The 26,435-nt window shown below is 73.3% G+C and carries 23 protein-coding genes and 1 pseudogene; 10 read left to right on the top strand and 14 right to left on the bottom strand.

The window, feature by feature from the left end; translation table 11 throughout:
- Position 1: 1 nt before the first annotated feature.
- On the bottom strand, positions 2–1,618 hold the full coding sequence (locus tag ASF89_RS08105; RefSeq protein ID WP_369814548.1) for an aldehyde dehydrogenase: 1,617 nt from the start codon (positions 1,616–1,618) through the stop codon (positions 2–4).
- A gap of 183 nt (positions 1,619–1,801) precedes the next feature.
- Positions 1,802–2,806, bottom strand: coding sequence for an aldo/keto reductase family protein (locus ASF89_RS08100; RefSeq protein WP_055813698.1), 1,005 nt, complete (start codon positions 2,804–2,806; stop codon positions 1,802–1,804).
- A gap of 118 nt (positions 2,807–2,924) precedes the next feature.
- Between ASF89_RS08100 and ASF89_RS08095 the strand changes: the two genes are divergently transcribed.
- Positions 2,925–4,262, top strand: coding sequence for a glycosyltransferase family 9 protein (locus ASF89_RS08095; protein ID WP_235484050.1), 1,338 nt, complete (start codon positions 2,925–2,927; stop codon positions 4,260–4,262).
- 49 nt (positions 4,263–4,311) lie between these two features.
- Here ASF89_RS08095 and ASF89_RS16095 read toward each other — a convergent pair whose 3' ends face one another.
- From ASF89_RS16095 to ASF89_RS08055, 8 genes are all read right to left on the bottom strand, one after another.
- Entirely contained in the window at positions 4,312–5,700 is a 1,389-nt protein-coding gene (locus ASF89_RS16095; protein ID WP_055813696.1) for a hypothetical protein, read from the bottom strand.
- 159 nt (positions 5,701–5,859) lie between these two features.
- The gene (locus ASF89_RS08085) at positions 5,860–6,606 is read right to left on the bottom strand and encodes an SDR family oxidoreductase (protein ID WP_082489880.1); all 747 of its coding nucleotides are present in this window, start codon (positions 6,604–6,606) and stop codon (positions 5,860–5,862) included.
- A gap of 138 nt (positions 6,607–6,744) precedes the next feature.
- Positions 6,745–8,157 (bottom strand): PfkB family carbohydrate kinase, encoded by a 1,413-nt coding sequence (locus ASF89_RS08080; protein ID WP_055797288.1) that lies wholly within the window; start codon positions 8,155–8,157, stop codon positions 6,745–6,747.
- Positions 8,154–8,891: an SIS domain-containing protein gene (locus tag ASF89_RS08075; RefSeq protein ID WP_369814547.1), complete on the bottom strand. Its 738-nt coding sequence runs from the start codon at positions 8,889–8,891 to the stop codon at positions 8,154–8,156. The genes ASF89_RS08080 and ASF89_RS08075 overlap by 4 nt, the downstream gene beginning before the upstream one ends.
- The gene (locus tag ASF89_RS08070; RefSeq protein WP_055813693.1) at positions 8,888–10,159 is read right to left on the bottom strand and encodes a glycosyltransferase; all 1,272 of its coding nucleotides are present in this window, start codon (positions 10,157–10,159) and stop codon (positions 8,888–8,890) included. The genes ASF89_RS08075 and ASF89_RS08070 overlap by 4 nt, the downstream gene beginning before the upstream one ends.
- Positions 10,156–11,229, bottom strand: coding sequence for a glycosyltransferase (locus ASF89_RS08065; RefSeq protein WP_082489957.1), 1,074 nt, complete (start codon positions 11,227–11,229; stop codon positions 10,156–10,158). The genes ASF89_RS08070 and ASF89_RS08065 overlap by 4 nt, the downstream gene beginning before the upstream one ends.
- An 8-nt stretch (positions 11,230–11,237) precedes the next feature.
- Entirely contained in the window at positions 11,238–12,398 is a 1,161-nt protein-coding gene (locus tag ASF89_RS08060; protein ID WP_082489879.1) for a glycosyltransferase family 9 protein, read from the bottom strand.
- A complete protein-coding gene (locus tag ASF89_RS08055) occupies positions 12,395–13,048 on the bottom strand; it encodes an HAD-IIIA family hydrolase (RefSeq protein ID WP_082489878.1) in 654 nt (217 codons plus the stop codon). Before ASF89_RS08055 ends, ASF89_RS08060 begins: the two co-directional genes overlap by 4 nt.
- A gap of 198 nt (positions 13,049–13,246) precedes the next feature.
- On the opposite strand from ASF89_RS08055, the gene ASF89_RS08050 reads away from it, so the two are divergent.
- Positions 13,247–14,218: a glycosyltransferase family 9 protein gene (locus ASF89_RS08050; RefSeq protein WP_055813690.1), complete on the top strand. Its 972-nt coding sequence runs from the start codon at positions 13,247–13,249 to the stop codon at positions 14,216–14,218.
- Positions 14,215–14,850, top strand: a pseudogene (locus ASF89_RS15370) (GAF and ANTAR domain-containing protein); the annotation flags it as partial. The gene ASF89_RS08050 and the pseudogene ASF89_RS15370, both read left to right, overlap by 4 nt.
- A gap of 28 nt (positions 14,851–14,878) precedes the next feature.
- Here the strand turns inward: ASF89_RS15370 and ASF89_RS16090 are convergent.
- Positions 14,879–15,832 carry a sigma-70 family RNA polymerase sigma factor gene (locus tag ASF89_RS16090; protein ID WP_055813687.1) on the bottom strand — a complete coding sequence of 318 codons (954 nt, stop codon included), beginning with the start codon at positions 15,830–15,832 and terminating at the stop codon, positions 14,879–14,881.
- Between the two features lie 237 nt (positions 15,833–16,069).
- On the opposite strand from ASF89_RS16090, the gene ASF89_RS15680 reads away from it, so the two are divergent.
- Complete coding sequence (locus ASF89_RS15680) at positions 16,070–16,222, top strand: hypothetical protein (RefSeq protein WP_156463350.1); 153 nt, start codon at positions 16,070–16,072, stop codon at positions 16,220–16,222.
- Between the two features lie 105 nt (positions 16,223–16,327).
- On the opposite strand, the gene ASF89_RS08040 is transcribed toward ASF89_RS15680, so the two are convergent.
- From ASF89_RS08040 to ASF89_RS08030, 3 genes are all read right to left on the bottom strand, one after another.
- Complete coding sequence (locus ASF89_RS08040; protein ID WP_156463349.1) at positions 16,328–16,885, bottom strand: hypothetical protein; 558 nt, start codon at positions 16,883–16,885, stop codon at positions 16,328–16,330.
- Positions 16,886–16,966: 81 nt separating this feature from the next.
- The gene (locus tag ASF89_RS08035; RefSeq protein WP_055797314.1) at positions 16,967–18,199 is read right to left on the bottom strand and encodes a DUF349 domain-containing protein; all 1,233 of its coding nucleotides are present in this window, start codon (positions 18,197–18,199) and stop codon (positions 16,967–16,969) included.
- 90 nt (positions 18,200–18,289) lie between these two features.
- A complete protein-coding gene (locus tag ASF89_RS08030; protein ID WP_055813682.1) occupies positions 18,290–19,078 on the bottom strand; it encodes a peptidylprolyl isomerase in 789 nt (262 codons plus the stop codon).
- Between the two features lie 92 nt (positions 19,079–19,170).
- Between ASF89_RS08030 and ASF89_RS08025 the strand changes: the two genes are divergently transcribed.
- From ASF89_RS08025 to mltG, 6 genes are all read left to right on the top strand, one after another.
- Positions 19,171–20,565: a replication-associated recombination protein A gene (locus ASF89_RS08025; protein ID WP_082489874.1), complete on the top strand. Its 1,395-nt coding sequence runs from the start codon at positions 19,171–19,173 to the stop codon at positions 20,563–20,565.
- Between the two features lie 222 nt (positions 20,566–20,787).
- Positions 20,788–21,417 (top strand): 30S ribosomal protein S4, encoded by a 630-nt coding sequence (gene rpsD / locus ASF89_RS08020; protein WP_055797325.1) that lies wholly within the window; start codon positions 20,788–20,790, stop codon positions 21,415–21,417.
- A gap of 141 nt (positions 21,418–21,558) precedes the next feature.
- The gene (locus tag ASF89_RS08015) at positions 21,559–21,747 is read left to right on the top strand and encodes a hypothetical protein (RefSeq protein WP_055797328.1); all 189 of its coding nucleotides are present in this window, start codon (positions 21,559–21,561) and stop codon (positions 21,745–21,747) included.
- A 63-nt stretch (positions 21,748–21,810) separates the two neighbouring features.
- Entirely contained in the window at positions 21,811–24,480 is a 2,670-nt protein-coding gene (gene alaS, locus ASF89_RS08010) for an alanine--tRNA ligase (RefSeq protein WP_055813676.1), read from the top strand.
- A 6-nt stretch (positions 24,481–24,486) separates the two neighbouring features.
- Positions 24,487–24,996: a Holliday junction resolvase RuvX gene (gene ruvX / locus ASF89_RS08005; RefSeq protein WP_055797333.1), complete on the top strand. Its 510-nt coding sequence runs from the start codon at positions 24,487–24,489 to the stop codon at positions 24,994–24,996.
- 389 nt (positions 24,997–25,385) lie between these two features.
- Positions 25,386–26,423: an endolytic transglycosylase MltG gene (gene mltG, locus ASF89_RS08000; protein WP_055813673.1), complete on the top strand. Its 1,038-nt coding sequence runs from the start codon at positions 25,386–25,388 to the stop codon at positions 26,421–26,423.
- Positions 26,424–26,435: the final 12 nt, after the last annotated feature.

The following is a 26,435-nucleotide window of genomic DNA, read 5'->3' as shown; positions in this document are numbered from 1 at the left end:
ATCACCCGCCCTCCGCGGGCTGCCCGGGATGCACCCGGGGCTGGTCATCGCCCTCGGCGTCTGACGCGCCCTCGGCGTCCGGGTCTCCGCCCTCGGCCGGGTCCTGGGGATGCGGGGTCCGGCCGGGTCCGGCATCGACCGCGACCTCGTCGGTCGGCGCCCCGCCGGTCGCGGTCAGCACGGGGGAGCCGTAGTGGACCACCTTCGTGAGGGTCATCTCGTCGAGCAGCTCGGGCCCGTAGCCGAAGCCCGCCCCGCTCTCTCCGCGAGGCTGGGCGGAGCCGCCGGGGGCCCCGCCGAAGACGGCGTTGATCTTGACCGCGCCCACCGGAAGCTCGGCCACGGCGCGGTTGGCGTTCGCGATCGAGCCCGTGAGCACGGTCGCGGCGAGTCCGTACCGGTTGGCCGAGGCGAGGGCCAGGGCCTCGTCGAAGTCGGCGACCACCTGCACGGGCGCGACCGGGCCGAACGTCTCCTCCTGCATGATCGTCATCCTCGGACCGCAGTCGACCAGGACGGTCGCCGGGTACCACGCGCCCGGCCCCGACGGCACGGCGCCGCCCACGAGGGCGGAGGCGCCGCTCGCCAGGGCCTCGTCGACCTGGCGCTGCACCTCGTCGCGGAGCCGACGGTCGACGAGGGGGCCGAGCTCGTGCCGTCCGTTGCGACGCGTCGCCTCGGCCGCCAGGGCCTCGACGAACGCCGGCGCGATCTCGCGATGCACGAAGACGCGTTCGACGCTCGTGCAGATCTGACCCGCGTTGGCGAACGCGCCGACGGCGGCCTGCTCGGCGGCCCACACGGGATCGACGCCCGCGTCGACGATCAAGGCGTCATCGCCGCCGTTCTCGAGCACGACATGGGCGCCGGTGAGGGCGGCGACGCGGGCGATGCGGCGGCCGGTCGCGGTGGAGCCGACGTGCGCGATCGCGTCGACGTCGGGCTGCTCGGTGAGGGCGGCGCCGACCGCGCCGCCTCCGGAGACCGTCATGAGCACCTCGGGGGGCAGGACTCCGGAGAGGACCTCGCCGAGCATGCGGCCCACGTGCGGGCAGCGTTCGCTCGGCTTGTGCACGACGGTGCTGCCCGTGACGAGCGCCGCGCCGATGAGACCGCACGCGACCGCCACGGGGTCGTTCCAGGGCGTGATGACCGCGACGACGCCTCGGGGCTGATCGATGGTGAAGTCGGCCGCGTCGCGAGCACCCACGAGACTGCGGCCGCGGTGCAGAGGACCGATCTCGGCGTACTGACGCAGGGTGTCGGCGCCGGCGAGCACGCCGCCGAGAGCGTCGTCGAAGGGCTTGCCGGTCTCGCGTCCGTTCAGTGCCGCCATCTCGTCCGCACGCTCGCGGAGCGCGGTCGCGGCCGCGTGCAGCAGGACCCCGCGGTCCGCCGCCGGGGTGCGCATCCAGGCATCCTGGGCCGACCGGGCCCGGCGCACGGCGTCGGCGACCTCCTCGCGGCCGGCCTCGACGACGCTGCCGACGAACGAGTCGTCGCGCGGGTCGAGCACGGTCAGGGTGCCGGTGCCGGTGCCGGTGCCGACCGCCGCCGCCGGGACGGCGTGCGGGGCCCGCTCGGCGAGACCGGTCGGGCCCGTCGTCGGGCGACTCACATCGGCACCGGGGTGCTGGGGGCGAAGGTGCTCATGAGGGCGTCCTCTCGTGTCGGTGCCCCTGCCCTACCCCGGCAGGGTCGGCCTCACACGTCACGATCCGCGTCGTCGCCGGCACGGCACGCAGGAGGCGCGGGTCGGGTGGGCGATCCCGCCCCGTCGACCCGCGCCTCCTCGGTCCGGCTACGCCTCGCGACCGGCCGGCATCTGCGTCTTCCGAGGGTCGGTCTCGGCGAGTCCCTCGAAGATCGACTCGATCCTCGACAGCACGTCGGCCTCGAGCGTGACGCCCGACGCCTTCGCGTTCGACTCGACCTGCTCGGGGCGCGAGGCGCCGATGATCGCCGAGGCGACGTTCTCGTTCGAGAGCACCCAGGCGAGGGAGAGCTGAGCCTGCGTGAGGCCCAGGTCGTCCGCGATGGGCTTCAGCTGGGCGACCGCGTCGAGCACGTCGTCGCGCATCCAGCGCTCGATCATCGCCGCGCCGCCCTTCTGGTCCGTCGCGCGGCTGCCCTCGGGCAGGGCGGCGCCCTTCGCGTACTTGCCGGTCAGCACGCCCTGGGCGATGGGCGACCAGACGATCTGCGAGATGCCGAGCTCCTTCGAGGTCGGCACCACCTCCTCCTCGATGACGCGCCAGAGCAGCGAGTACTCGGGCTGATTCGACACGAGCTGGATCTTGAGCTCGCGGGCGAGGGCGTGCGCCTCGCGCAGCTGCTCGGCGTTCCACTCCGAGACGCCGATGTAGAGGACCTTTCCCTGGCGCACCAGGTCGGCGAAGGTCTCCATCGTCTCCTCGAGGGGCGTCTCGACGTCGTAGCGGTGCGCCTGGTAGAGGTCGACGTAGTCGGTCTGGAGCCGCGTGAGCGATGCGTTGATCGACTCGGTGATGTGCTTGCGGCTGAGCCCGGTGTCGTTGTGCCCCTTGGGGCCGGTGGGGCCGTAGACCTTGGTGAAGATCTCGACCGATTCGCGCCGCTCGCCCTTCAGGGCCTCGCCGAGCACGACCTCGGCCTGGGTGTTCGCGTAGACGTCGGCGGTGTCGAACGTCGAGATGCCGACGTCGAGGGAGGTCCGGACGCAGGCGGCCGCCGTGTCGTTCTCGACCTGCGAGCCGTGGGTGAGCCAGTTGCCGAAGGTGAGCTCGGAGACCTTGAGGCCCGAGTTGCCGAGGTACCTGAATTCCATGGGGTGTGCTCCTTGTCGGGCGCGCTCCGATGCGCGCCGCCGTGCACGGTAGTCCGCACACCGTGGTTTGGCGACGCGTGTCGGCGGGCACGGGAGCATCGACAGAGAGAGGATCACCGTGAGCTGCGAACGACGTCGGCCCGTGCCCGGACTCCCGCCGCTCGGCGAGACGCTCCCCGACGTGCGGCGCATCGCCGTGCTGCGCGGCGGCGGGCTCGGCGACCTCGTCTTCGCCCTGCCGGCGATCGCCGCGCTGAGGGCGAGCTACCCGGGCGCCTCGGTGACCCTGCTGGGGTCGCCCGTGCACCGTGCGCTCCTGGCGGGCCGGCCCGAAGTCGTCGACGAGGTCGACGTGCTGCCCGTCGTGCCGGGCGTGGGCGATGCGTCGGGTACCGAGGTCGACGACGCCGCCACCGAGCGCTTCGTCGCGCGGCACCGCGCCCGGGGCTACGACCTCGCGGTGCAGGTGCACGGCGGCGGTCGCAACTCGAACCCCTTCCTGCTGCGGCTCCGGGCACGGCACACGATCGGCACCCGCACCTCCGACGCGGTGCCGCTCGAGCGCACGATCCCGTACGTCTACTACCAGCACGAGGTGCTGCGGGCCCTCGAGGTCGTCGCGCTCGTCGGGGCGGCCCCCGCCGGAGGCACCGTGCTGGCCCCGACCCCGGCCGAGCTCGAGCGCGGTGCCGAGCTGCTCGGCCGCTCGGGCCCCGACGGTGACGGCCGGCCGGTGGTCGCCCTCCATCCCGGGGCGAGCGACCCGAGGAGGCGCTGGTCGCCCGACCGCTTCGGTCACCTCGCGGCCCGGCTCGCGCACCACGGCGTGCGGGTCGTCGTCGTCGGCGAAGGCGAGGACGTCGCCCTGGCCGACCGGATCGTGGCCGTGTCGCGCGCGCGGGAGCCGCGCCGCGCCTCCCTGGTGGGCTCGCTCGCCGGTCGGCTGAGCCTCTCCGACCTCGTCGGGGTGCTGGCGTCGGTCGACGCCTTCGTGGGGAACGACAGCGGTCCGCGGCACGTGGCGGAGGCCGTCGGCACGGCGACGAGCTCGGTGTTCTGGTTCGGCAACGTGATCAACGCGGGTGCCCTCGGCCGCACCCTGCACCGCGTCGCCATGGCGTTCACCACGGCCTGCCCCGTCTGCGGCGTCGACATCACGCAGGTCGGGTGGACGGCGGAGCGCTGCGAGCACGACGCGAGCGTGGTCGACGCCGTCACGCTCGACGAGATGTGGGAGAACACTCGGGAGGTGCTCGACGGGGTGCTCGCCGACCGCGGGGAACGGGCCGAGCGCGAGGCCGTCGAGTGCGACCTCGACGAGCGCGAGGTCGTCGACGGGGACGACGCCGGGGACGGTGCCGGTGCCCCGGGCCCGGCCCGGGGCGAACCGGTCGCCGAGACGGCGGCCCGCCCCGGGGGGACGCAGGTCGACCCGACGTACGGCCTGCGGGGCTGACCCCGCCGACGGCCCGGGGCGCGGACCGTCGACGGGGTCGGGGTGACGCCTAGCGGGCGTCGACCGAGAACTCGACCGGGCCGTCGACGCCGATCATCGTGAGCTGGTAGGTCGACACGACGCCGGCGGGGGCGGGGACCCGGATCGTGCTGCGGTAGCCCTCGAAGCGACCGCCGGCGACGTAGTCGCCCGCCGCGTCGTGCACCAGGTAGGCCCCGAAGAACGGGCCGGTGATCGAGACCGAGGCGACGCCGTCGCGGATCTCGCCGACGACGACCTCGCCCGGCGTCGGCGTGACGGGCACCACGGGGGGCTGCTCGACGTCGCCGACGCGGTCGATGACGATCTCGTGGCTCTCGACCACGGTGTAGTCCTCGCGCAGGGCGAGCGTGTACGACGTCTGCTCGCCGGCCAGGGCGCTCAGCGACACGCGGTCGGTGCCCGAGGCGCCGAAGCGGCCGCCGCCGGCCCAGCGGCCGTCGGCGTCGGAGACGCTCCAGTTGGCGCCGGCCGGTCCGGTGAGGGCCACCTGGGCGTAGCCCTGGTCGACACTGGTGATCTCGAACGATGCGCGGGCGTCACCGGGCGTGCCGGGCTGCTCGGGCTCGACCGGGGTCTCCGGCTCGACGGGGACCTCGGTCTCGACGGGGAGCTCGGGCTCGACCGGGGTCTCCGGCTCGACGGGCACCTCGGGCTCGACCGGCACCTCGGGCGTCGGCGTGACGGGGTCGCCCGCCGTGCGGTCGATCACGATGTCGGCCTTGTCGACGACCTCGTAGTTCTCCCTGAGCTCGAGGGTGTACCGGGTCACCACGCCCGCGGGCACGTACAGGCTGATGTTGTCCGTGCCCGCCGACGAGAACACGCCGCTGCCGGCCCAGCGGCCGTGAGCGTCGACGACGCCGTAGCGCTTGCCGGCCGGGCCGGTGAGGACGACCTGCGCGTAGTCGTGCCCGATCGACGTGACGTCGTACGTCACGAGGCCCGCACCGGGGTCGGCCGGCGAGTCGTCGGTCGGGGGAGCGACCTCGCGGGGGTCGACGCTCCACTCGAAGTCGACGCGGTCGACGACCCGGTTCTCGTCGTCGAAGAGCGTCGCCGTCATCTGGAACGTGTACGCGCGACCGTTCGCGATGCCGAGCTGGATCGTGTTGTGGCCCGAGTCGTCGAGCAGCACGCGGCGGCTCTGGCCGTCGTCGTAGGTGAAGTCGACCATCGAGTTCGGCGTGCCCTGCACGTCGACGACGAGGAGGCCGCTGCTGACCTGGGTGGCGGTGAGGACGGGGACGGCCACGCGGCCCTCCTCGGCGGTGGCGGCGGCCGCGGTGGCGGTGCCGGCGGTCGGCGCGGGCGCGGCGAACGCCGGGCCGGCGACGAGGGAGGCGAGGACGACGCCGGTGGCGCCGATCGTCGCGAGGCAGGCTTTCTTGGGGGGCATGGTGCTCCTTGGATCAGGCGTGCCGGAGTGGCACGCTGATCAGAATGCTACACATCGCATGTCGGCTGGTCGCGCGGACGCCCTCTCGCGGCCCCCGTGGTGTGGCCCGGCGAGGCGCCGGCCCGGGGTGCTCCGCATCGTGTCCCAGACGCGTGGCGCTCAGGGCCAGCTGTCCTCCTCGGGGTGGGTGACGACGAGTTCGCGGATCTCGCTCGTCGCGGGCATGCCGAGCACGTACAGCACGGCGTCGGCGACGTCGGCCGGGTCCTGCAGACGGGAGTCGTCCTGCGGCTTGTACTGCTCGTCGCGCGCGTCGAAGAAGCGGGTCCTCATGCCGGAGGGGATGAGCGTCGTCACGCCGACGACGCCCTTCAGCTCGGCCGCCAGCGAGCGGGTGAAGCCGACGACCCCGAACTTCGACGCGCAGTACGCCGTCGCGTCGCCCACGGCCTTGATGCCGAGCGACGAGGCCACCGTCACCACGCGCCCGCGGGACTCGCGGAGGTGGGGGAGGGCCGCCCGGACGGTGGACACCGTGCCGAGGAGGTTGACCGCGACGATCTTCTCCCACGTCTCCGTGCTGATGCCGTCGAGGGGCGCCGGGGTGTCGATGCCGGCGGCCGTGACGACCGCATCGAGACCGCCGTGCGCCGCGGCCGCGGCGATCACGGCCGCCTCGACGGCCCTCGAGTCCGAGACGTCGACCTGGTGCGCGTCGATCCCCTCGGGGACGCCGTCGACCACGAGGTCGAGCACGATCGGAGTGCCTCCGGCGAAGTGGACGGCACGGGCGACGGCCGCGCCGAGGCCGCTGGCGCCGCCCGTCACGAGGACGCGTCCGGGGCCTCGGCGGGCGGCCCGCGCCTCGGTGGGCGTGGGGACGGTGGTCGGGTCGGTCGTGGTCATGGTGGTTCCTTCCGGTGGGTGCACGACGTCGCGGTGTGCGCGACGCGATGCGGGTTCGAGGGCGGGTGCCGGTCGCGGCGGGCCAGGAGGTGCAGGTCAGGAGGCGCAGGTCGGGAGGCGCAGGTCGGGAGGCGCAGGTCATCCCACGCGGGCGAGGGCCGACGCGAGACGGGTCGTCGAGCGCCCCGGGTGGAACGGCACGGTGACGGTGCGCCCGCCCCAGCCCGCCACGAGCGACGCCTCGGGCAGGGTCTCGGCGTCGTAATCGCCGCCCTTGACCCAGACGTCGGGCCTCAGCCGGTCGAGCACGGCGTGCGGGGTGTCCTCGTCGAAGACGATCACGGCGTCCACGCACTCGAGCGCCAGCAGGAGGTCGACCCGGTCGCCCTGGCTCATGATCGGGCGCTCGGGGCCCTTCAGACGGCTCACCGACGCGTCGCTGTTCACGCAGACCACCAGGCAGTCGCCGAGCGCCCGGGCTGCTGCGAGCGTCCGGGCGTGGCCGGCGTGCAGCAGGTCGAAGCAGCCCCCGGTGGCGACGACCGTGCCGCCGCCGGCGGCGACGCGCCGGCACACGGCGAGGGCGTCGGCACCGGGCAGGACGACCGGTTCGGGAGGTGCGTCGTCCGCAGAACGGTCACCGCGCCTCCCGAGCGCCGACAGATCGAGAGCCGCCACCCCTCCGGCGGCGAGGAACGCCGCCGCCGCGTGGACGGCGCGGCCGAGCGCCTCGTCGAGGGGGAGTCCCTCGACGAGCGCCACGGCGAGGGCCGACGCGAGCCGGTCGCCGGCACCGCACGGGTCGACCGTGCCGATCGCGGGGGCCGGCACGTGGGCGGCGACCGCGGCGGTGTCGTGCGTGACGAGCACGGCGCCGCGCGACCCGAGCGTGACGGCGACGCTCGCGACGTCCCAGCGGCGCCGGAGCGCCGCCCCGGCCGCCCCGGCCGAGGGGATGTCGTCCACCTCGGCCCGGTGCAGGGCCTGCGCCTCGCCCTGGTTCGGGGTGACGACGGTGCAGCCGGGCACGGGGCGCGCACCGCGGGGGTGCGGGTCCCAGACCACCGGCACACCCCGTCGGGCGGCCGTCCGCAGGGCGGCGCGGAGGGGCTCCGCGGCGGTGAGCCCCCGACCGTAGTCGGCGACGACGAGGGCGTCCGCCCCGAGCACCGCCTCGAGCATCTCGTCGGTGACCGTCGGCGGGGCGACGGGACCGCAGTGGTCGTCGACGCGGGCGATCGCGTGTCCGCCCTCGGCCCGGAGCCGTGTCTTGGTCGGCGTGCCGGCGCCGAGCGGACCCGCGACGACGGGCACGGCGCCCAGCGCGGCCCGGAGCTCGGCGGCGCCGTCGTCGTCCGCGAGGGCTGTGACGAGCGTGACCTCGACGCCGTCGAGGGCGAGCATCGCGGCGACCAGCCCGGCGCCGCCGGCACGTCGACTGCGTGCCGAGACGTCCACCACGGGGACGGGTCCGTCAGGACTGAGCCTCGTGGCCGTGCCGATCACGTCGACGTCCAGCAGGGTGTCGCCGACGACCACGACCCCGCTCACGGTCGCCCTCCGAGGCCCGTGCCGCGGCGATCGGGGCCGGCGACCCCGGTGCGCTCGATCTCCGCGTCGAAGACGAGGCAGAGGGCGTGGACCGCGATGAGCTGAGCCTCCTGCACGTTGGACGACGGCCCCGGCAGGGTGACGGCGTCGTCGCAGACGGACGAGAGCGGGTTCGGCCCCGGTCCCGTCAGCGCCCAGGTGGTGACGCCGATCTCCCGAGCGGCCTCGGCCGCCTCGACGAGGTTGCGGCTCGCGCCGCTCGTCGACAGCAGCACCAGGACGTCGCCCGCGCGACCGTGCCCCTGCACCTGCCGGGCGAAGACCCGGTCGTAGCCGTAGTCGTTGCCGATCGCCGTCACGGCGCTCGACTCCGCGTGCAGCGAGATGGCCGAGAACGACGGCCTGTCCGCGGCGAAGCGTCCGACGAACTCGCTCGTCAGATGCTGCGCCTCGGCCGCCGACCCGCCGTTGCCCGCCGCGAGCAGCCGGGCGCCGGCGCTCAGACGCGCGGCGAGCTCGACGCCCCAGTCGCGCAGATGGTCGGCCTCGTCGCCGAGCGCCCGGAGCACCGGGACGAGCGTGACGAGGTGCTCGCGCACGAGATCGGCGTGATCGGGTGCCGTGGTCGTCGGCGTCCCCGGAGGCGCGGCCTCCGGCGCCTCCGGGGGGCGGATCCCCGGACTGGTCGCGGTGCGCACGATGGTGAGGGGCCGGGTGCGGATGATCGAGGTCACAGGGTCGCTCCTGTCAGAGGCTCCCGAGCCGCCCGGGCCTCGGCGGCCGAGCGGCGGATGGTCGAGCGGTAGCTGGTGGCGGTCACGCCGGCGATGCGGTCCCAGGAGTAGCGGGCCACTGCTCGCCGACGGCCCTCACGGCCGTAGCCCGCGGCCGTCGCGGGGTCGTCGAGCAGCGCCGAGAGCGCACCCGAGATCGCCTCGGGGTCCCGCGGCGGCACGAGCCGTCCCGTCGTGCCGTCGACCACGGTGTCGATGAGTCCGCCGACGCTGGCGGCCACGACGGGGACCCCGCAGGCCATCGCCTCGAGCGGGACGATGCCGAACGGCTCGTACCAGGGGGTGCAGACGAGCGCGTCGAGCGAGCGGAGCACGACGGGCAGCTCGCGCTGCTCGACCCGTCCGCGGAAGTCGACGCGGTCGCTCACGCCGAGCTCCGCTGCGAGCGCGGCCAGCGCCCGATACGTCGGGTCGTCGCTCAGCTGCGCGCGCGGGGGCCCGCCGATGACGAGCAGCTCGGCGTCGCGGCCGTCGGCGACCAGCCGGGCGAGGGCGGAGATCGCGTTGCCGTGGCCCTTGCGGGTGACCAGGCGACCGACGGTGGCCATCCTGACGGGGCGTCCCCGCGCCTCCTGCGGGCCGTCCGGGGTGAAGAGGCCGCTGTCGACGCCGCAGGGCGCCACGTCGATCCGGTCGGCGGGGACGCCGATGTGCCGCAGCTCGAAGACCTCGTCCGAGCAGGTGGCGATGACCGTGTCGACGTCGGCGCCGACGCGGGGCTCGAGCCACTCGCGATCGGGCGGGCTCGTGTCGAGCAGACCCTGGTGGCGCCGCTTGACGTGTCCGAGGGCGTGGAACGTCTGCACGACGGGCACCGGATCGCCGCCGGCTCCTCGGATCGCGCGACGGCGGGCGGCGGCGACCGCGGCCAGACCGCTCATCCAGAAGTGCGCGTGCACCACGTCGGGGCGATCCTCCAGCCACGCTCGCTCGAGTCCGTCGGCGAGGGCGCGCATGTGGGGCAGCAGCTCGTCCTTGGGGAGGGGCGAAGGGGGTCCGGCGTCGACGTGAACGACGGTGACCCCCGACGGCATCTCGACGCGTTCCGGCAGGTCGGTGCCGTCGCGCCGCGTGTAGACGACGACCTCATGGCCGCGCCGCACGAGGGCGGCCGAGAGCTCGGCGACGTGCACGTTCTGCCCCCCGGCGTCCACCCCGCCGAGGACGGCGAGGGGGCTGGCGTGCTCGGAGACCATGGCGATTCTCATGCGGGTGTCCTCTCCGTCGCCGGGATGGCGGGTCGGTCGGTGCGGTCGAGGCGGTCGGTCCGCCGGCGAGGCGGCCGTCCGGGGGCGGCGCGCGGCCCGCCCGCCACGACGCCGCCGAGGACGGCGTCCCAGTCGGTCAGGAAGCGCGCGAGGCCGAAGCGCTCGAGGGCGTGGGTCCTCGCCGCCTCGCCTGCGGCCCGGGCGGCGTCCGGGTCGGCGATCAGCTCGCGGGCGGCGCGCACGAGCTCGTCGAGGTCCGTCGAGAGGGCGCCGGCGTCCGGCGGGACGGCGCGCAGAGCCTCCGTCGTGGCGAGCGCGACGACCGGCATCCCCGCCTGCATCGCCTCGATGAGCGACAGCCCGAGGCTGGTCCAGCGGATCGGGTGCAGGTAGACGCGGCACCGAGCCAGTCGTCGGTGGAGCTCACGCGTCGGGAGGTCGCCGACGACCTCGAGCCGATCGGGCCCGAGTCCGGTGACCCGCGGAAGGTCGTCCGCCCCCATGCCGAAGACGTCGAGCGGGGCCGCTGCGGCGAAGCTCGGCAGCAGGTCGGTGCCGGTGACCCTCCCTCGGCGCACGGGGTCGTTGACGACGACGCCGAGTCGCGCGAGCTCGCCCGTGTAGAGGGGGCCCGGGTCGACGACTCCGTGCTCGACCACGGTGGTGGGGGCGTCGCCGCAGTCCCAGAACAGGGCGTTGAAGTGGGTGACGTGCACCACGAGCACGTCGTCGCGCTCGGCGAGGGGGTGTCGGCTGTCGGGGACCGCGACCCTCGGCGTGTTGTGCTCGACGAAGACGGCCGGCACGCGCCCGGGGCCGCGGCCGAGGGGGCGGCCGAGCAGACGCTCGGCCTCGGCGAGCTCCTCGGTGCGCTGCAGCACGACGAGGTCGACGTCGGCGTCGTGGAGCGACTCCGGGGCGACCTCCGTCACGGAGTCCGGCCAGTCGCGACCGGCCCGGCCGAGTCCCCACGCGCCTCCTTCGCGGGTCGTCGGCAGCAGGTACTCGTGGTCGCCGCGCACGAAGGCGTCGGTCCAGCCGCCGTGCACGTGCCAGAGCAGGATCGTCAGGCGTCCGGTCATCGGGCGGCCTCCTCGGATTCGATCGGACGGGACGCGCCCGCGGTCGTGCGGGGCCTCGTCCGAAGGGGAGCCGAGGAGGCGCGGGTGGCCTCCTCGAGGCCGTGGCGCCCCGGTCGTCCCGCGAGTCGCGTCACGGCCTCGGCCGCATCCGCGGCGGTGACGCCCGTCAGGCACGGATGCCCCGCGACGGGGCACTCGCGCGCGCGACTGCCCCGGCAGGCCGCCGACTGATCGCCGAGCAGCACCACGGGCACGCCGTAGGGAGCCCAGCGCGAGGCCGGCACGACGGGGGAGAAGAGACTGACGACGGGGGTGCCCACGGCGGCGGCGAGATGGGCAGGGCCGGTGTTGCCGGTGACGACGGCCGCCGCTCGCTCGAGGACCACCGCGAGGACCCCGAGATCGGTGCGCCCCGACAGGTCGACGCCGACTCGGCCCGCGACCGCGCGCGCCAGCGGCGCCTCGGCGGCTGCTCCCGTCACGACGACGATCCAGCCGGCCGAGGCCAGCGCCTCGACGGTCTCGCGGTTGCGGTCGACCGACCAGGCGCGCGAGGGGACGGCCGCCCCGGGATGCACGACCACGAACGGGGCGTCGCCGACGGTCTCGGCGAGCAGAGCCACGGCGGCTGCCCGCGCCGCTTCGCCCGGCTCGACGGCGAGGCGACCGTCGTCGCCCGCGGGCGATGCGAAGCCGGCCGCCTCGGCGATCCGTCGGGCCCGCTCGGGCTCGGGCTGATCCTCGTCGAGCGTCTCGCCGGGTCGGAGGCGGACGTCGAGCAGGCTGCCCGCGTAGTCGACGGAGGCTCCCGTGATGCGGACGACGCCCGCCAGCCGGAGCAGGAGGGCCAGTGGCAGGGGCGACTGGTGGAACGAGGTCAGGATCACCGCCTCCTCGGGGTCGACGTCGGCGAGCAGCTCGGCGAGCTCGTCGAGGCGGGCGTCCGAGACGGCGGGGGCCGGGTCGACGATCCACGGTGCCGCCCAGGTGAGGACCCGGTCGACGCCCGGCAGGAGGCGGGCGGCGGCGGCGCCCTGCGGACCGGCGAGCACGGTGACCTCGACGTCGGGCTGCGCCGCGACGGCGCGGATCGCGGGACCGGAGATCAGTACGTCGCCGGCGCTGTCGAGTCGCGCGACGAGCACGCGGCGGGTCATGCCGCACCGCCCGCGGGAGGAGCGGTCGACGCGAGGCCGTCGGGCACGAGGCCGCGGCCGGCGGTGTCGGCGGACGCCGGCCCGACGACGGGGCGGACGCCGCGCCCGGTGAGGTGCGCGACGGCGAGGTCGACCGCCCGCCGGATGTCGGCGGCGACCACGTCGGCGTCGTCGATCTCCTCCTGCAGGGTCACGGCCGTGGGCACGAGCACGGAGCGGGCCCCCGCGGCGCGCGCTGCGACGACGTCGCTGCCGATGTCGCCGATCACGACGCAGTCGCCCGGCTCGACGCCGAGCGCGTCCGCCGCGGTCAGCACCAGTCCCGGCGCCGGCTTGCGGCAGCCGCAGCCCTCCGACGCGGCATGAGGGCAGACGGCCCAGAAGTCCAGCCGACCGACGAGCTCGTCCACGCGGCGGTTGACCGCGTCGACCCGCTCCCGGGTCAGCGCACCCTCGCCGACGGCGGACTGATTGGTGACCGCTCCGATGGCGAGACCGGCCCGACGGACGGCGGCCACCGCCTCCCGGGCACCCGGCATGAGGACCACGCGGGCGGGGTCGCCGTTGCGCACCACGTCGACGACGAGCGTGCCGTCGCGGTCGAAGAGCACCGCACCGGCACGCGAGGAGGTGCGGCTCGAGCTGGTCATGACCGGTCCCTGCCCCCGGGCGCCCGCCGTGAAACGTGCCCCGGTCGCCTTCTTCTCCGAGCCCTCCTCCTCGCTTCCGCCCCGCCGCCGTCGGCGCCGCGCCGCAGGAGGAGGGTGCGTGCCACCCACGCCCTTGCGCCCTTCTGAGCGCTGCGCAACCCCTCGACACGTCGAGACGCCCGATGGCAGCGTGGCCGCATGCGACGACTCCCCGACGCCGACGGCGCTCCCGAGCTCCTGGCCCTCAGGGCCCTCAAGCTCGGTGATCTGCTGGTCGCCGTGCCCGCCCTGAACGCCGTCGTCCGCGAGCGTCCCGAGCACCGGATCGTGCTCGCCGTCCCCGGGTGGCTGGAGCCGATCGCGGATCTCGTGCCCGGGCTCGACGTGCTCTGGCCGACACCGGGTCTCGACCATCCGCTCGGCATCGCGCCCGGGCGCCTCGACACGGTCATGAACCTCCACGGGAACGGCCCCGAGAGCCGGCGTGCGCTCGAGCAGCTCGACGCACGGGTGCGCCTCGGCCACGAGAGCCCCGGATGGACGGGCCCGACGTGGGAGGACGGCGTCCTCGAGCGGCATCGCTGGGCGCGGCTCGCGACCGAGCACGGGATGCCCGCCGACGAGGGCGACATCAGCATCGACCGGCCCCGCGTCCCGAGCCCCGCCCCCGGGGCGGTCGTCGTGCACGTCGGAGCCTTCTACGCCTCGCGGCACTGGCCGGTCGACCGCTTCGCCCGCGTCGTCCGGTCGTTCCGCGACGACGGGCATCGTGTGGTGCTGACCGGCAGCACCGCGGAACGGGCGCGGGCGCTCGATGTGGCCGCGTCCGCCGGTCTGACGGACGTCGAGGTGGCCGAGCACGTCCTGGCGGGCGCCATCGACCTCGCGCAGATGGCGTCCCTCGTCGCGGACGCCGCGCTCGTCGTGAGCGTCGACACCGGGGCGGCCCATCTGGCCTCGGCCTACTCGACGCCCTCCGTCGTCCTCTTCGGTCCGGCGCCGCCCGAGGAGTGGGGGCCCCCGGCCACCGGGCCGCACGTGGTCCTCACCGACGCCGCCTCGCGCGTCGGCGACACGTTCGGCTCGGAACCGGATCCGGCGCTCCTGGCCGTCTCCGCCGCGGACGTCGTGTCCGCTGGTCGCGACGTGCTCCGCCGGGCGGTCCGATGAGCGGCGACGCCGACTTCTTCGCCTCTCTGACGGCCGACCTGCAGTCGGAGCCCGACCTGCGCGTCACCGTCCAGCGGGCCGTCGGCTACGTCCGGGCGCTGACGCGCTGCGACGACGCGGCGGTCAGGCTGCATCACGTGACCGACGACGGACTCCCGGGCATCGTCGCCACGACGCGACGGGGCGAGCTGCTCGACCGGCTGCGCGATCATCATCCGTCGCCCGGCGTCGGGATCGCACGGCGAGGCGGCCGCGCGGCGGCGGACGTCGTCGCCGTCGGACGCGCACGCGAGCGGTCCGACCTCGTCGACGACACCTCCCTCGACGGACGATGGCCGGGCTGGTCGCGCGACCTCGCCGCCTCAGGGGTCGGGACGACGCTCACGCTGCCCCTCGCGGCGCGCGGAGACGACATCGGACTCCTCACCCTGTACGCGGCGATCCCCGGGGCCCTCCGGCGCGTCGACGACGAGCCTCTGCGACTCCTCGTGCGGCAGGTCGCCCTGGCGCTGGCCGCCTTGCGCGCCGCCGAGGACCTCGCCAGCGTGCGCGAGTCCCGGACCCTCGTCGGGCAGGCGCAGGGGATCCTGATGGAGCGCCACGGCCTCGACGCCGACACCGCCTTCGCGGTCCTCCGCCGATACTCGCAGCGCGGCAACGTCAAGCTGAGAGAGGTCGCCGCGCGGCTGGTCGAGACGCGGTCGCTGCCCGACGAGACGAGATCGGCGCCACCGGCGGAGGCGTCGGACGGGCCGCCGGCGCGTCGTCGAGCTGGTCGCGCAGCCGGGCGAGCACCTTCGTCAGCAGACGGGACACCTGCATCTGCGTGACGCCGAGCATCCGTCCGATCTCGGCCTGACTCAGCTCGTCGACGAAGCGCAGACGGACGATCACGCGGTCACGCTCGGGAAGGGCGGCGATCGCGCGGTCCAGCTCGCACCGCGCCTCCGCGTGCGGCCACGGGTCGTCGGCCGCGATGGTCTCGCCGACCGTGACACCCGACTCGGGGTCCACGACGACGTCGAGCGATCCGGCGAGGCGGTCGGCACGGGCCCGCAGCGCCTCATCGACCTCGCCCTCCGGCTCGCGCAGCTCCGCGGCGATCTCGGCGACGTCGGGGATCCGCCCGAGCGACTGCGCCAGGGAGGCGCGGGTCGTCAGGGCGGCGGAGCAGAGCTCCTGCAGACGGCGAGGGGGCCGCACGAACCACGTCGTGTCCCGGAGATGCCGCTTGACCTCGCCCGACACCGTGGGTGCCGCGAAGGCGACGAAGTCCTCGCCCACGGTGCAGTCGAAGCGGAGGGCCGCCTTGACGAGCCCGAGCCGCGCCACCTGACCGAGGTCCTCGCGTTCGACTCCCGCCGATGCGTAGCGGCGCGCCACGGCGTCGGCCACATCGAGGTGCGTCTCGACGACCCGGGCGACGAGCGATCGACGGGCGGCCTCCCGGTCCGTGGGCGGGTCCGCCTCCGAGAGGGCGTAGAGCGCGAGCGTCTCGACGCGGCGACGCTCCTCGCTCGGCGTCCGGGCCGACGAGACCCGATGAGCGTCCCCGGAGGGGACGACGGCGGTGGTGCTGGTGACGGTGGTGACGCTGCTGCTGGAGGTCCGCACGGCGTGGTCCTCGATCCTGCTGAGGCGGGGCGGCTCGTTGCTTGGCCGCCGTCGTCGTGGGTCGACCGAACCACCTCCCTCCCGGCGGAGCACCCCCCTTGCCATGACGATGCGCCGGGGGCTATCTTCCCGTCGGCCGTCGTCCCGCTCAGGCTTCCCGTACCCCGGGGTCCGCGCATCGGCCGACCGGTCGACGTGACGGGTCGCGAGCCCGCCGATCGGCGTATTGTGCCCCGCATGAGCACAGACGACAGCACCCCGTCCACCGCCCCCGACGGCTCCACCGAGAACATCACCGACGAGCAGGAGACCTACACGGACGACCTGCCCGATGGCAAGAAGCCCGGTCTCGTCGACGACGACAAGGACTCCGAGTCGACCGACGACTGACGCCGGGCACGACGGAGGCGCGGTGAGGGTCGGACCCTCGCCGCGCCTCCGTCGTCTCTCCGCTCCGGCGCCCCCAGGCGCCGGGCCTCGGGCGGGCGGGCGATGTCACCGGGCTCCGAGGGGATCCAGGAGAGCGCGCAGACGGACCTCGGCCCGGCGACGGTGCGGGAGTCGCGAGCGTCGCTCGACCAGGCGGTGGATCTGCGCCCAGGCGACCGAGTACGAACGGCAGAGCTCGTCGACCCGCCGTCGGTCGGTGACGCTCCACCCCGAGGCGCGGGCGATGTCGAGCGCCGTCCGCGCGGGGGTCGTGACCTGCACACCGGCCAGATCGACGATCTCGTCGCCGTCGATGGTCATCTCGCTGATCGCGACCCGACCGTCAGGACCCCGGTGGCGGGCCGCCGGGGGCACGATGCCGAAGTGCCGCCACGGTGGGCCTCCCGGGGCCATCAGGATCCACGCGGCGCTGTCGCGGGCGGCGATGACGTGACGACCGAAGAGGCCGGCGACCGAGGAGGCGCGCAGCACCGGATCATCCGGCGTCGCGATCTCCGCCCAGCAGTCCCCGATCGGGTAGACCTCCCCGTCGAGCGCGGCGACCCGCAGCTCCGTCTCGGAGAGCTGGGCCGCCGTCAGCAGGCGGGGGAGCGGGGCGGGCACGTCGCCAGCCTGCCCCACGGACGGCGAGACGACGAACCGCCCGGTCTCTCCCTGTGGAGAGCCGGGCGGCGTCGGTGCGGATCAGGAACCGAGTGCGTCGAGCCAGACCTTGCGGGCGTCGAGCGCCTCGCGGGCGTCCTTGACCTTGCGGGCGTCTCCGCCCGCCTCGGCTGCGGCGAGCTCGTCCTCGAGCTTGGAGATGGCATCCTGCAGCTGGCTGGCGAGACCCTCGGAACGCGCCTTGCGCTCCGGGTTGTTCTTCTGCCAGAACTCCTCGTCGAGCGTCCTGACGTGCGACTCGACCTTGCGGAGGCGATCCTCGACGGCACGCAGCTGCTCGCGCGGAACGCGGCCGATCTCGTCCCAGCGCAGCTGGATCGACGTCAGGGACTCCCGAGCGGCGACGCGGTCGCTGACCGTGAGGATCCGCTCGGCCTCGTCGAGGAGCGCGAGCTTCGCCTGGAGGTTGCCCTCGTACTCGACGTTGTCCTGAGCCACGACCTCGCCCTTGGCGGCGTAGAGCACGTCGCCGGCGCGCTTGAAGCGGGCCCAGAGCGCGTCGTCGTACTTCTTGCCGGCCCGGCCGGCGCGCTTCCAGTCGTCGAGCAGTCGACGGTAGTCGGGGATGCCGTCGGCGCCCTTGGCCGCGAGGGCGTCGGCCGACTCGACGAGCGCCTGCTTGCGCTGGCGCGCCTCACGGTGCGTGGCGTCGAGCTCGGCGTAGAACGCCTTGCGGTTCTGGTCGATCGTCGAACGCGCGGTCCGGAAGCGCTTCCAGAGCTCGTTGCCCTCGCCTTTGGGGATGCGCGGACCGTCCTGCTGGTGCTTCTGCCATCTCGCGAAGATCTCGTCGATCGTGGCGGTGACCTGCTTCCACTGAACTCGGGCCGGGTCCTGGGCGGCGAGCGTCTCGGCCTCGACGACGAGGGCGGTCCGCACCGCGACGGCCTCGGCCAGCGCCTCCTGCGCCTCGGCGCTCTGCTTCTGGGTCAGTTCTCCGACGGTCGAGTCGAGCGCGGCGACACGGGTCCGGAGCGCTTCGAGGTCACCGACGGCGCTCGGCTCGACGAGCAGCGCCTTGAGCTGGTTGACCGTCTTCGTCACGTCCGACGCCGAAGCGCCGCGAGCGACCCGCTGCTCGAGCAGCGTCACCTGACCGTTGAGCTCGGTGTACTTGCGTTCGTAGTAGGCGAGCGCCTCGTCGGGCGTCGCGTCGGGGTACTGACCGACAGCGCGTTCGCCCTCGGACTCCCGGACGTAGACGGTGCCGTCGTCGTCGACGCGGCCCCAGGGTGCCTGATCGTCAGTAGCCACTGTTGTCCCTTGCTGGATGTGCTCGTCACGAGGCCCAGGACGGGCCCCGATGATGGGACCCCAGCCTATTGCACCGGCGGCGACCGCGGCCTATTCGATGGTGGCGGCCGTGATGGTGGTCTCGACGACCGGGGGACCGTCCGTGGACTCCTGGCCCTCGGCCGGCGGCTCCACGCCGCCGTCGGCGATGGACGACGTGAGGCCGTCCAGGCCCGCGGTGACCGAGCCGACGACCGTGTACCCGCCGGTCGACGTGTCGAGGGTCGTCTCGCCGTAGGTGATGAAGAACTGCGTGGACTGAGAGTTCGGGTCGTCGCCTCGCGCCATCGCGATGGTGCCGGCCGGGTACGTCCCGTCGGAGGGCACGTTCTCGAGGGGGCCGAAGGTGAAGCCCGCGTCGCCCGTGCCGTCGCCGTTCGCCGAGCCGCACTGCAGGAACTCGGCCGAGGGGGCGTCGCTCAGCCGATGGCAGGCCGTGCCGTCGTAGAAGCCGCTGCGGATCAGGTCGACGAGCACCGAGGTCGCCTGGGGGGCCTTCGTGCCGTCCAGGCTGATCTCGAGCGGGACGTCGTCGTTGAGGACGATGCTGCCCGTCCAGACGCGGTCCTCCGCGATGTCCGAGCTCGGCACCTCGCCCGTCGAGGTCGCCGAGGGGGTGGGCGTCGGAGCAGCGGTCGAGGCCGGCTGCTCGGCGCCGGGACCGGACGACGTGTAGACGACCTGCGAGACGACGGCCAGGGTGATGACGACGACGGCGACGATCCCCGCACGGACGTCGTCCCGTCGGCGGCGCGCCGTCTGCCCGGCGTGGATGCTCTTCCGGGCCTCGTAGAGACGTCGCCGTCGGCGGGTCTCGCGGTCGTCGTTCCTCGCTGCCACGTGTCCTCCATGCCCGTGCTGATGATCGACCCGAACTGTATCGGAGCCGCGCGGCGGGTCGCTGTCGGGGGCCCGGTCTAGCATGGGTCCCCATGAGCCCGCTCCCGCAGAGCTCGACCCCACTGGCGGTCCGCATGCGCCCCACCAGCCTCGACGAGGTCGCGGGGCAGCGGCACCTGCTCCGGCCGGGCTCGCCGCTCGTGATGCTGGCGTCGGACGCCACGGGCGAGCAGGGGGCCGTCTCGGTCATCCTCTGGGGTCCGCCCGGCACGGGCAAGACCACGCTGGCGCAGGCCATCGCCCACACCTCCGGCCGGCAGTTCATCGAGCTCTCGGCGGTGACGGCCGGCGTCAAGGACGTGCGCCAGGTGATGGAGAAGGCGCTCACGAACCGCGACCTCTACGGGACGACGACCGTCCTCTTCCTCGACGAGATCCACCGCTTCACGAAGGCCCAGCAGGACGCCCTCCTGCCCGGCGTCGAGAACGGCTGGGTGATCCTCATCGCCGCGACGACCGAGAACCCCTCGTTCTCGGTCATCACGCCCCTTCTGTCGAGGTCGCTCCTCCTGACCCTCGAGCAGCTGAGCGACGACGACCTCGGCGACCTGGTCAAGCGCGCGGTGCACGACCCCCGGGGCCTGGCCGACAGCGTGATCCTCGACGACGAGGCCCTGGCGACGATCGTCCGTCTCGCCTCGGGCGACGCTCGGCGCGCCCTGACGGCGCTCGAGGCGTCGGCGCAGTCGGCTGCGGCGTCGAGCCTGCGCATGCCGGGCGCACCGGGCGCGGACCCCGACGCGGACTACGACCCCGACGCCGACTACGACGACGACCCGGACGACGGCCGGCCCGTGATCACGGCGGAGACCGTGGCGCAGTCCGTCGATCGGGCGCTGCTGCGCTACGACCGCAACGGCGACGAGCACTACGACGTCATCAGCGCCTTCATCAAGTCCATCCGGGGCTCGGACGTCGACGCGGCGCTGCACTACCTCGCTCGCATGATCGAGGCCGGTGAGGATCCTCGCTTCATCTGCCGTCGCATCATCGTCTCGGCGAGCGAGGACATCGGCATGGCCGACCCGCAGGCGCTCACGGTGGCGGTCTCCGCGGCGACGGCCGTGCAGATGATCGGCATGCCCAAGGGGCGCATCCCCCTGGCCGAGGCCGTCGTCTATCTGGCGACCGCACCGAAGTCGAACCGGTCGTACAGCGCCCTCGACGCGGCCATCGCGGACGTCAGGGCGGGTCGGGTCGGCCGGGTTCCGAAGCACCTGCGCGACGCCCACTACCCGGGTGCCCGGCGCCTCGGCCATGGCAAGGGCTACCGGTACTCGCACGATTCGGAGCTGGGTGTCGTGGCCCAGCAGTACCTGCCCGACGAGCTCGCGGGGACGACCTACTACGATCCGACGACCCACGGCAACGAGAACGCCGTGACGACACGCCTCGAGAAACTGCGCCGCATCATTCGCGGAGAGTGACCGGCGCGTGTTAAGCTGATCGCCGCCTGGTATCGGTCTGTCACGCACGGCTGCAGTGACGACATTCGATCAAGGGTTCAGGTCTTTAGCCGACCGGTTCCCGCGGCATCATCCCTCGTGTTTCGTCGAGACCTCGACCTGTCCGTCCATCGGTCAGAGCGGCGCTCCGCCGCGTTCGAGCAGTTCCGACCGTCAGCTTTCACACGATCAGAGAAGGAAACCGTGTCCACCAAGTCACGTACCCGTAGCAAGACCCGTCTGTCGCGTGCCCTCGGCATCGCGCTGACCCCCAAGGCCGCCCGCTACCTCGAGAAGCGTCCCTACGCTCCCGGCGAGCACGGCCGCACCAAGCGGAAGACCGACAGCGACTACGCCGTCCGTCTCCGTGAGAAGCAGCGTCTGCGCGCCCAGTACGGCATCCGCGAAGCCCAGCTGAAGATCGTCTTCAACGAGGCCCGCAAGTCGGCCGGTCTGACCGGTGAGAACCTGGTCGAGCTGCTCGAGACCCGTCTCGACGCGCTGGTCCTGCGTGCCGGCTTCGCCCGCACCACGGCTCAGGCCCGTCAGATGGTCGTGCACCGCCACATCCTCGTCGACGGCAAGCTCGTCGACCGCCCCTCGTTCCGCGTGAAGCCGGGTCAGATGATCCACGTCGCGTCGAAGAGCGAGAAGATGGAGCCCTTCCAGGTCGCAGCGGCCGGCGGTCACGTCGACCTGCTTCCCAAGGTCCCGGGTTACCTCGAGGTCGAGATCGACAAGCTGCAGGCCCGCCTCGTGCGTCGCCCGAAGCGCGTCGAGGTCCCCGTGACCTGCGAGGTCCAGCTGGTCGTCGAGTACTACGCCGCCCGCTGACCCCAGCACCGACAGCACTCCGAGGGAGCGCGCCACGATCCGTGGCGCGCTCCCTTCGTCGTCGGCGTCCACCGTGCGCACGGTGGGTAAACTATTGTGTCGTCTCGTGCGCCGTCCGCACGACCCCTGTGAGGAGTCCCCGTGAAGAGCCTGTTCCTGCTGAGCGTCGGCGTCGTCGTCGGCTTCACCGCAGCGCACCTGTACAACAAGACCCCACGGGGCAGCCGCCTCTTCGGCGAACTCGACGGCAGTCTGACCTCCTTCCGCGCAGCCCTCGTCGACGGCTATCGGTCGCGCGAGGCCGAGCTCCGTTCCGACACGGCGAGCTGATCCTCGCGCCCTCGCGCGCCTCCTCGCCCTCCCGCCACACCGATCACCCCACACCGGAGAACCATGCAGACCGCCGAGATCCGCCGCCGTTGGCTCGACTACTTCGGAGAACGCGGTCACACCGTCGTCCCCTCCGCCTCCCTCGTCAGCGACGACCCGAGCCTCCTCTTCACGGTGGCCGGCATGGTGCCGTTCATCCCGTATCTCACCGGTCTCGTGCCGACCCCCTACCCTCGCGCCACCAGCGTGCAGAAGTGCATCCGCACGAACGACATCGAAGAGGTCGGCAAGACCCCGCGGCACGGCACGTTCTTCCAGATGAACGGCAACTTCTCGTTCGGCGACTACTTCAAGGCGGAGGCCATCGGCTACGCATGGGAGCTGCTCACGTCGAGCGAGGCGGACGGCGGACTCGCCTTCGACCCCGCCGACCTCTGGGTCACCGTCTACGAGGAGGACGACGAGGCCATCGCCCTCTGGAAGGACATCGCCGGACTCCCCGACGAGAGGATCCAGCGGCTCGGCAAGGACACGAACTACTGGCACACCGGTCAGCCCGGCCCTGCGGGACCGTGCTCCGAGATCTTCTTCGACCGGGGTCCGGCCTACGGCGCCGACGGCGGCCCGGCGACCGACGATGACCGGTACGTCGAGATCTGGAACCTCGTCTTCATGCAGTACCAGATCGAGAACGTCCGCTCGAAGGTCGACTTCGACATCGTCCGCGAGCTCCCGAACAAGAACATCGACACCGGGATGGGCCTCGAGCGCGTCGCGTTCCTCAAGCAGGGCGTCGACAACATGTACGAGATCGACCAGGTCCGCCCCGTCCTCGACAAGGCCTCCGAACTGTCCGGGCGCCGCTACGGCGCTGTGCACGACGACGACGTCCGCATGCGCATCATCGCGGACCACATCCGCAGCTCGCTCATGCTGCTGTCCGACGGCGTGCGACCGTCCAACGAGGGCCGAGGGTACATCCTCCGCCGACTGCTCCGACGCAGCGTCCGATCGATGCGACTGCTCGGTGTGGACGGCGCGACCTTCCCCGAGCTGTTCCCCGCCTCGCGCGACGCGATGAAGTCCGCGTACCCAGAGGTCGAGGGCGACTTCGACCGCATCTCGCGGCTCGCCTACGCCGAGGAGGAGACCTTCCTGCGCACCCTCGCGGCGGGCACGGCGATCCTCGACGACGCCGTCGTCGACACCCGGGCCTCGAGCTCCGAGAAGACCCCGCGTCTCGCCGGCGACACGGCATTCCTGCTGCACGACACCTTCGGCTTCCCCATCGACCTCACCCTCGAGATCGCCGAAGAGAACGGTCTCACCGTCGACCGCGCCGCCTTCGACACCCTGATGTCGGAGCAGAGGTCGCGGGCCAAGGCCGACGCCAAGTCGCGGAAGGTCGCCCTGGCCGATCTCAGCGTCTACAGCGGGTTCCGCGCTGCGGGTGAGACCGTCTTCACCGGCTATGACGTCCTCGACACCCCGACCCGGGTGCTCGGCATCATCGTCGACGGCGCCTCCGTGGATCGAGCCGTCGCGGGCGACATCGCCGAGGTCATCCTCGCCGAGACGTCGCTCTACGCCGAGTCCGGGGGCCAGGACGCCGACGCGGGCGCCATCGTGGGTGCCGGCTTCGACCTCGAGGTGCTCGACGTGCAGAAGCCCGTCAAGGGGCTGATCAGCCACCGCGTGCAGGTGAGGTCGGGCGAGGTCGGCGTCGGCGACTCGGCCACGAGCGTCGTCGACCCCGTCTACCGACGCGGCGCGACCCAGGCGCACTCGGCCACGCACCTCATCCACGCTGCGCTCCGCGAGGTTCTCGGGCCCGAGGCCCACCAGGCCGGTTCGTACAACAAGGCCGGCTACATGCGTCTGGACTTCAACTGGAATCAGGCGCTGACCCCCGCCACCCGCAGCGAGATCGAGGATGTCGCCAACCGGGCCATCCGCGACGACCTGGGGGTCGTCACGCGTGAGCTCCCCCTCGACGAGGCGCGATCCCTCGGCGCCATGGCCCTCTTCGGCGAGAAGTACGGAGAGACCGTCCGCATGGTCGACATCGGCGGCCCCTGGTCGCGCGAGCTCTGCGCGGGCACCCACGTCTCGACGAGCGCTCAGATCGGCATCATCAACCTCATCAGCGAGACCTCGGTCGGTTCGACGAACCGCCGCGTCGAGTCCCTCGTCGGTCTCGATGCGTTCCGGGAGTTCGCGACCGAACGCGCCATCGTGTCGCAGCTGACCTCGTCGCTCCGCGCGCCGCGCGAACAGCTGGCCGATCGCGTCGGCGATCTCGTCACGAGCCTGAAGTCGGCCGAGAAGCGGATCGCCGAGTTCGAGCGCGCCCACCTGGCGACGAGGGTGCCGGCTCTGGCCGACTCCGCAGCGTCCGTCGGCGACCTCACCGTCGTCGCGGACAGCGTCGGCACGCTCAAGTCCACCGACGAGCTGCGGTCGCTGGTGACGTCGGTCCGCGAACGACTGGGTTCCCAGACCGCGTCGGTCGTCGCCCTCGCGGCCGACGTCGCCGGCAAGCCCGCCGTCATCGTCGCGACCAGCGATGCGGCGCGACGCTCGGGTGCCAAGGCGGGAGCCCTCGCCAAGGGCGCCGCGGCGGTGCTCGGCGGCGGGGGAGGCGGCAAGGACGACCTCGCACAGGGTGGCGGCTCGGACGTCTCCGCCATCCCTCGCGCGCTCGACGGCATCATCGCCGCCCTGCGCGGCTGAGGCGCGATGCGATCCGGAGTGCGTCTCGGCGTCGACGTGGGCAAGGCCCGCGTCGGCGTCGCCCGCACCGACCCGGGTGCGATGATCGCGACGCCCGTCGAGACCGTGCCCCGTGCCTCCTCGGGCACATCGGACGTCGATGCCATCATGCGTCACGTCCGGGAGCTCGAGGCGATCGAGATCGTGGTGGGACTGCCCCTGTCGCTGGCCGGTCGCGACACGGCCTCGACCGGCGACGCCCGCGCCTTCGCCGACGCCCTCGCCTCGGCCGCCGACGTGCCCGTCCGTCTCGTCGACGAGCGACTCTCGACCGTCAGCGCGCAAGGCGCCCTCCGCGCCTCCGGCCGCAAGGGTCGGACGCAACGATCCGTGATCGATCAAGTGGCCGCTGTTATCATTCTCCAGCACGCGCTCGATCTCGAGCGATCGAGCGGTCGCCCGCCCGGTCAGCTGGTGAGCGCCGCCGACGCCACCGACGGCGCTCGGACGGAACCCGACACCGACGAAGGACGTTGATTCGTGGCCGACGACCCCCGATGGGACGACATCTTCACGTCGCAGCCCACTCCCGACGTCGAAACGATCGGCAGCCTCCCGGCGAGTCGACGCAGTCCGACCCCGCGACCGAGAGGCCCGCCCCCGCTGAGCCGATCGGGTCGCCGCTCCCCGAGTCGCGCAGGGCCCAACGCGAGCGTGAGCGGAGCGCCGCGGCTCGGGAGGCCGCGCCCACGCCGCCCTCGCCCGTGACGCCGTCAGAGGACCGCGAGCCCCGCGACGTCCGCCCCGAGCCGATGGTGGACGACGCGCCCGACGGGCGACGGGCGGGTCGTGAGCCGCGCGGGTCGCGCGGGCGCGACTCTCGAGAACCCCGTGAGCGCGGTCGGCACCGGGGCACGATCATCCTCGTGTCGATCCTCGTCGTGGTGCTCGCCGGAGGGACCGCCGGGGTCTTCGCCGCCTGGGGCGCCATCGCCCCGATCGTGGCGCGGTTCAGCGGCGACGAGGCCCCGGCCGACTTCACCGGCTCCGGCAACGGCGAGGAGGTCGACTTCGCCATCGTCGACGGTCAGGTCGGTTCCGACATCGCGGCCAACCTCGCCGACAGCGGGGTGACGAAGAGCTACGAGGCCGCCTACGCGATCCTCCTCACCGACGAGACGCTCACCTTCCAGCCCGGCACCTACGCGCTGCAGAGGGAGATGAGCGCCCAGGCGGCGATCGACGCTCTGCAGGACGACGCGAACCGCATCGTCAACCGGCTCGTCATCCCCGAGGGCACGGCCGCCGTCGACATCTACAGCCTCCTCTCCGAGGCCACGGACATCCCGCTCGAGCAGATCACGGCCGCCGCGGCCGACGTCGCCTCCTTCGGGCTGCCGGCCGAGGCCACCTCCCTCGAGGGCTACCTGTTCCCGGCGACCTACGACCTCGATCCCGATCTGGACGCCCACGGCTACCTCCAGCTGATGGTCGACACGCAGGTCGCCCGCCTGACGGCGCTCGGGGTCCAGCCCGCGGACTACCAGCGCGTCATCACGCTCGCCTCCATCGTGCAGCGCGAGGCCGGTCTCGCGGCCGACTACCCCAAGGTGTCGCGGGTGTTCCTCAACCGCCTCGACGACGGCATGCTGCTGCAGTCCGACGCCACGGTCGCGTACGGGACCGGGAACACCCACCGGGTCACCACCACGGACGAGGAGCGCGGCGACGCGTCGAACCCGTACAACACCTACATGAACGAGGGGCTCCCGGTCGGGCCGATCTCGAACCCCGGCGACCTCGCGCTCGACGCCGCCGTCAAGCCGGCCGACGGAACGTGGCGGTACTTCGTGACCGTGAACCTCGACTCGGGCGAGACGACGTTCTCGACCACCTTCGCCGAGCACGAGGTCGCGGTGGCCCAGTGGCAGGCGTGGATGCGCGAGCACCCCGAGTACCAGTGATCTCCTCGTGAG

This window comes from Frigoribacterium sp. Leaf172, assembly GCF_001424285.1.
Lineage (GTDB): Bacteria > Actinomycetota > Actinomycetes > Actinomycetales > Microbacteriaceae > Frigoribacterium.
Note: the sequence above shows the minus strand (reverse complement) of the source record. Positions and strands in the feature narration are given on the sequence as shown.

Bases quoted from the DNA above. Each gene is read 5' to 3' on its own strand.
- ASF89_RS08100 (WP_055813698.1), bottom strand. From the start codon at position 2,806: ATGGAATTCAGGTACCTCGGCAACTCGGGCCTCAAGGTCTCCGAGCTC.
- ASF89_RS16095 (WP_055813696.1), bottom strand. From the start codon at position 5,700: ATGCCCCCCAAGAAAGCCTGCCTCGCGACGATCGGCGCCACCGGCGTC.
- ASF89_RS08085 (WP_082489880.1), bottom strand. From the start codon at position 6,606: ATGACCACGACCGACCCGACCACCGTCCCCACGCCCACCGAGGCGCGG.
- ASF89_RS08070 (WP_055813693.1), bottom strand. From the start codon at position 10,159: ATGAGAATCGCCATGGTCTCCGAGCACGCCAGCCCCCTCGCCGTCCTC.
- ASF89_RS08060 (WP_082489879.1), bottom strand. From the start codon at position 12,398: ATGACCCGCCGCGTGCTCGTCGCGCGACTCGACAGCGCCGGCGACGTA.
- ASF89_RS08055 (WP_082489878.1), bottom strand. From the start codon at position 13,048: ATGACCAGCTCGAGCCGCACCTCCTCGCGTGCCGGTGCGGTGCTCTTC.
- ASF89_RS08050 (WP_055813690.1), top strand. From the start codon at position 13,247: ATGCGACGACTCCCCGACGCCGACGGCGCTCCCGAGCTCCTGGCCCTC.
- ASF89_RS15680 (WP_156463350.1), top strand. From the start codon at position 16,070: ATGAGCACAGACGACAGCACCCCGTCCACCGCCCCCGACGGCTCCACC.
- ASF89_RS08025 (WP_082489874.1), top strand. From the start codon at position 19,171: ATGAGCCCGCTCCCGCAGAGCTCGACCCCACTGGCGGTCCGCATGCGC.
- alaS (WP_055813676.1), top strand. From the start codon at position 21,811: ATGCAGACCGCCGAGATCCGCCGCCGTTGGCTCGACTACTTCGGAGAA.
- ruvX (WP_055797333.1), top strand. From the start codon at position 24,487: ATGCGATCCGGAGTGCGTCTCGGCGTCGACGTGGGCAAGGCCCGCGTC.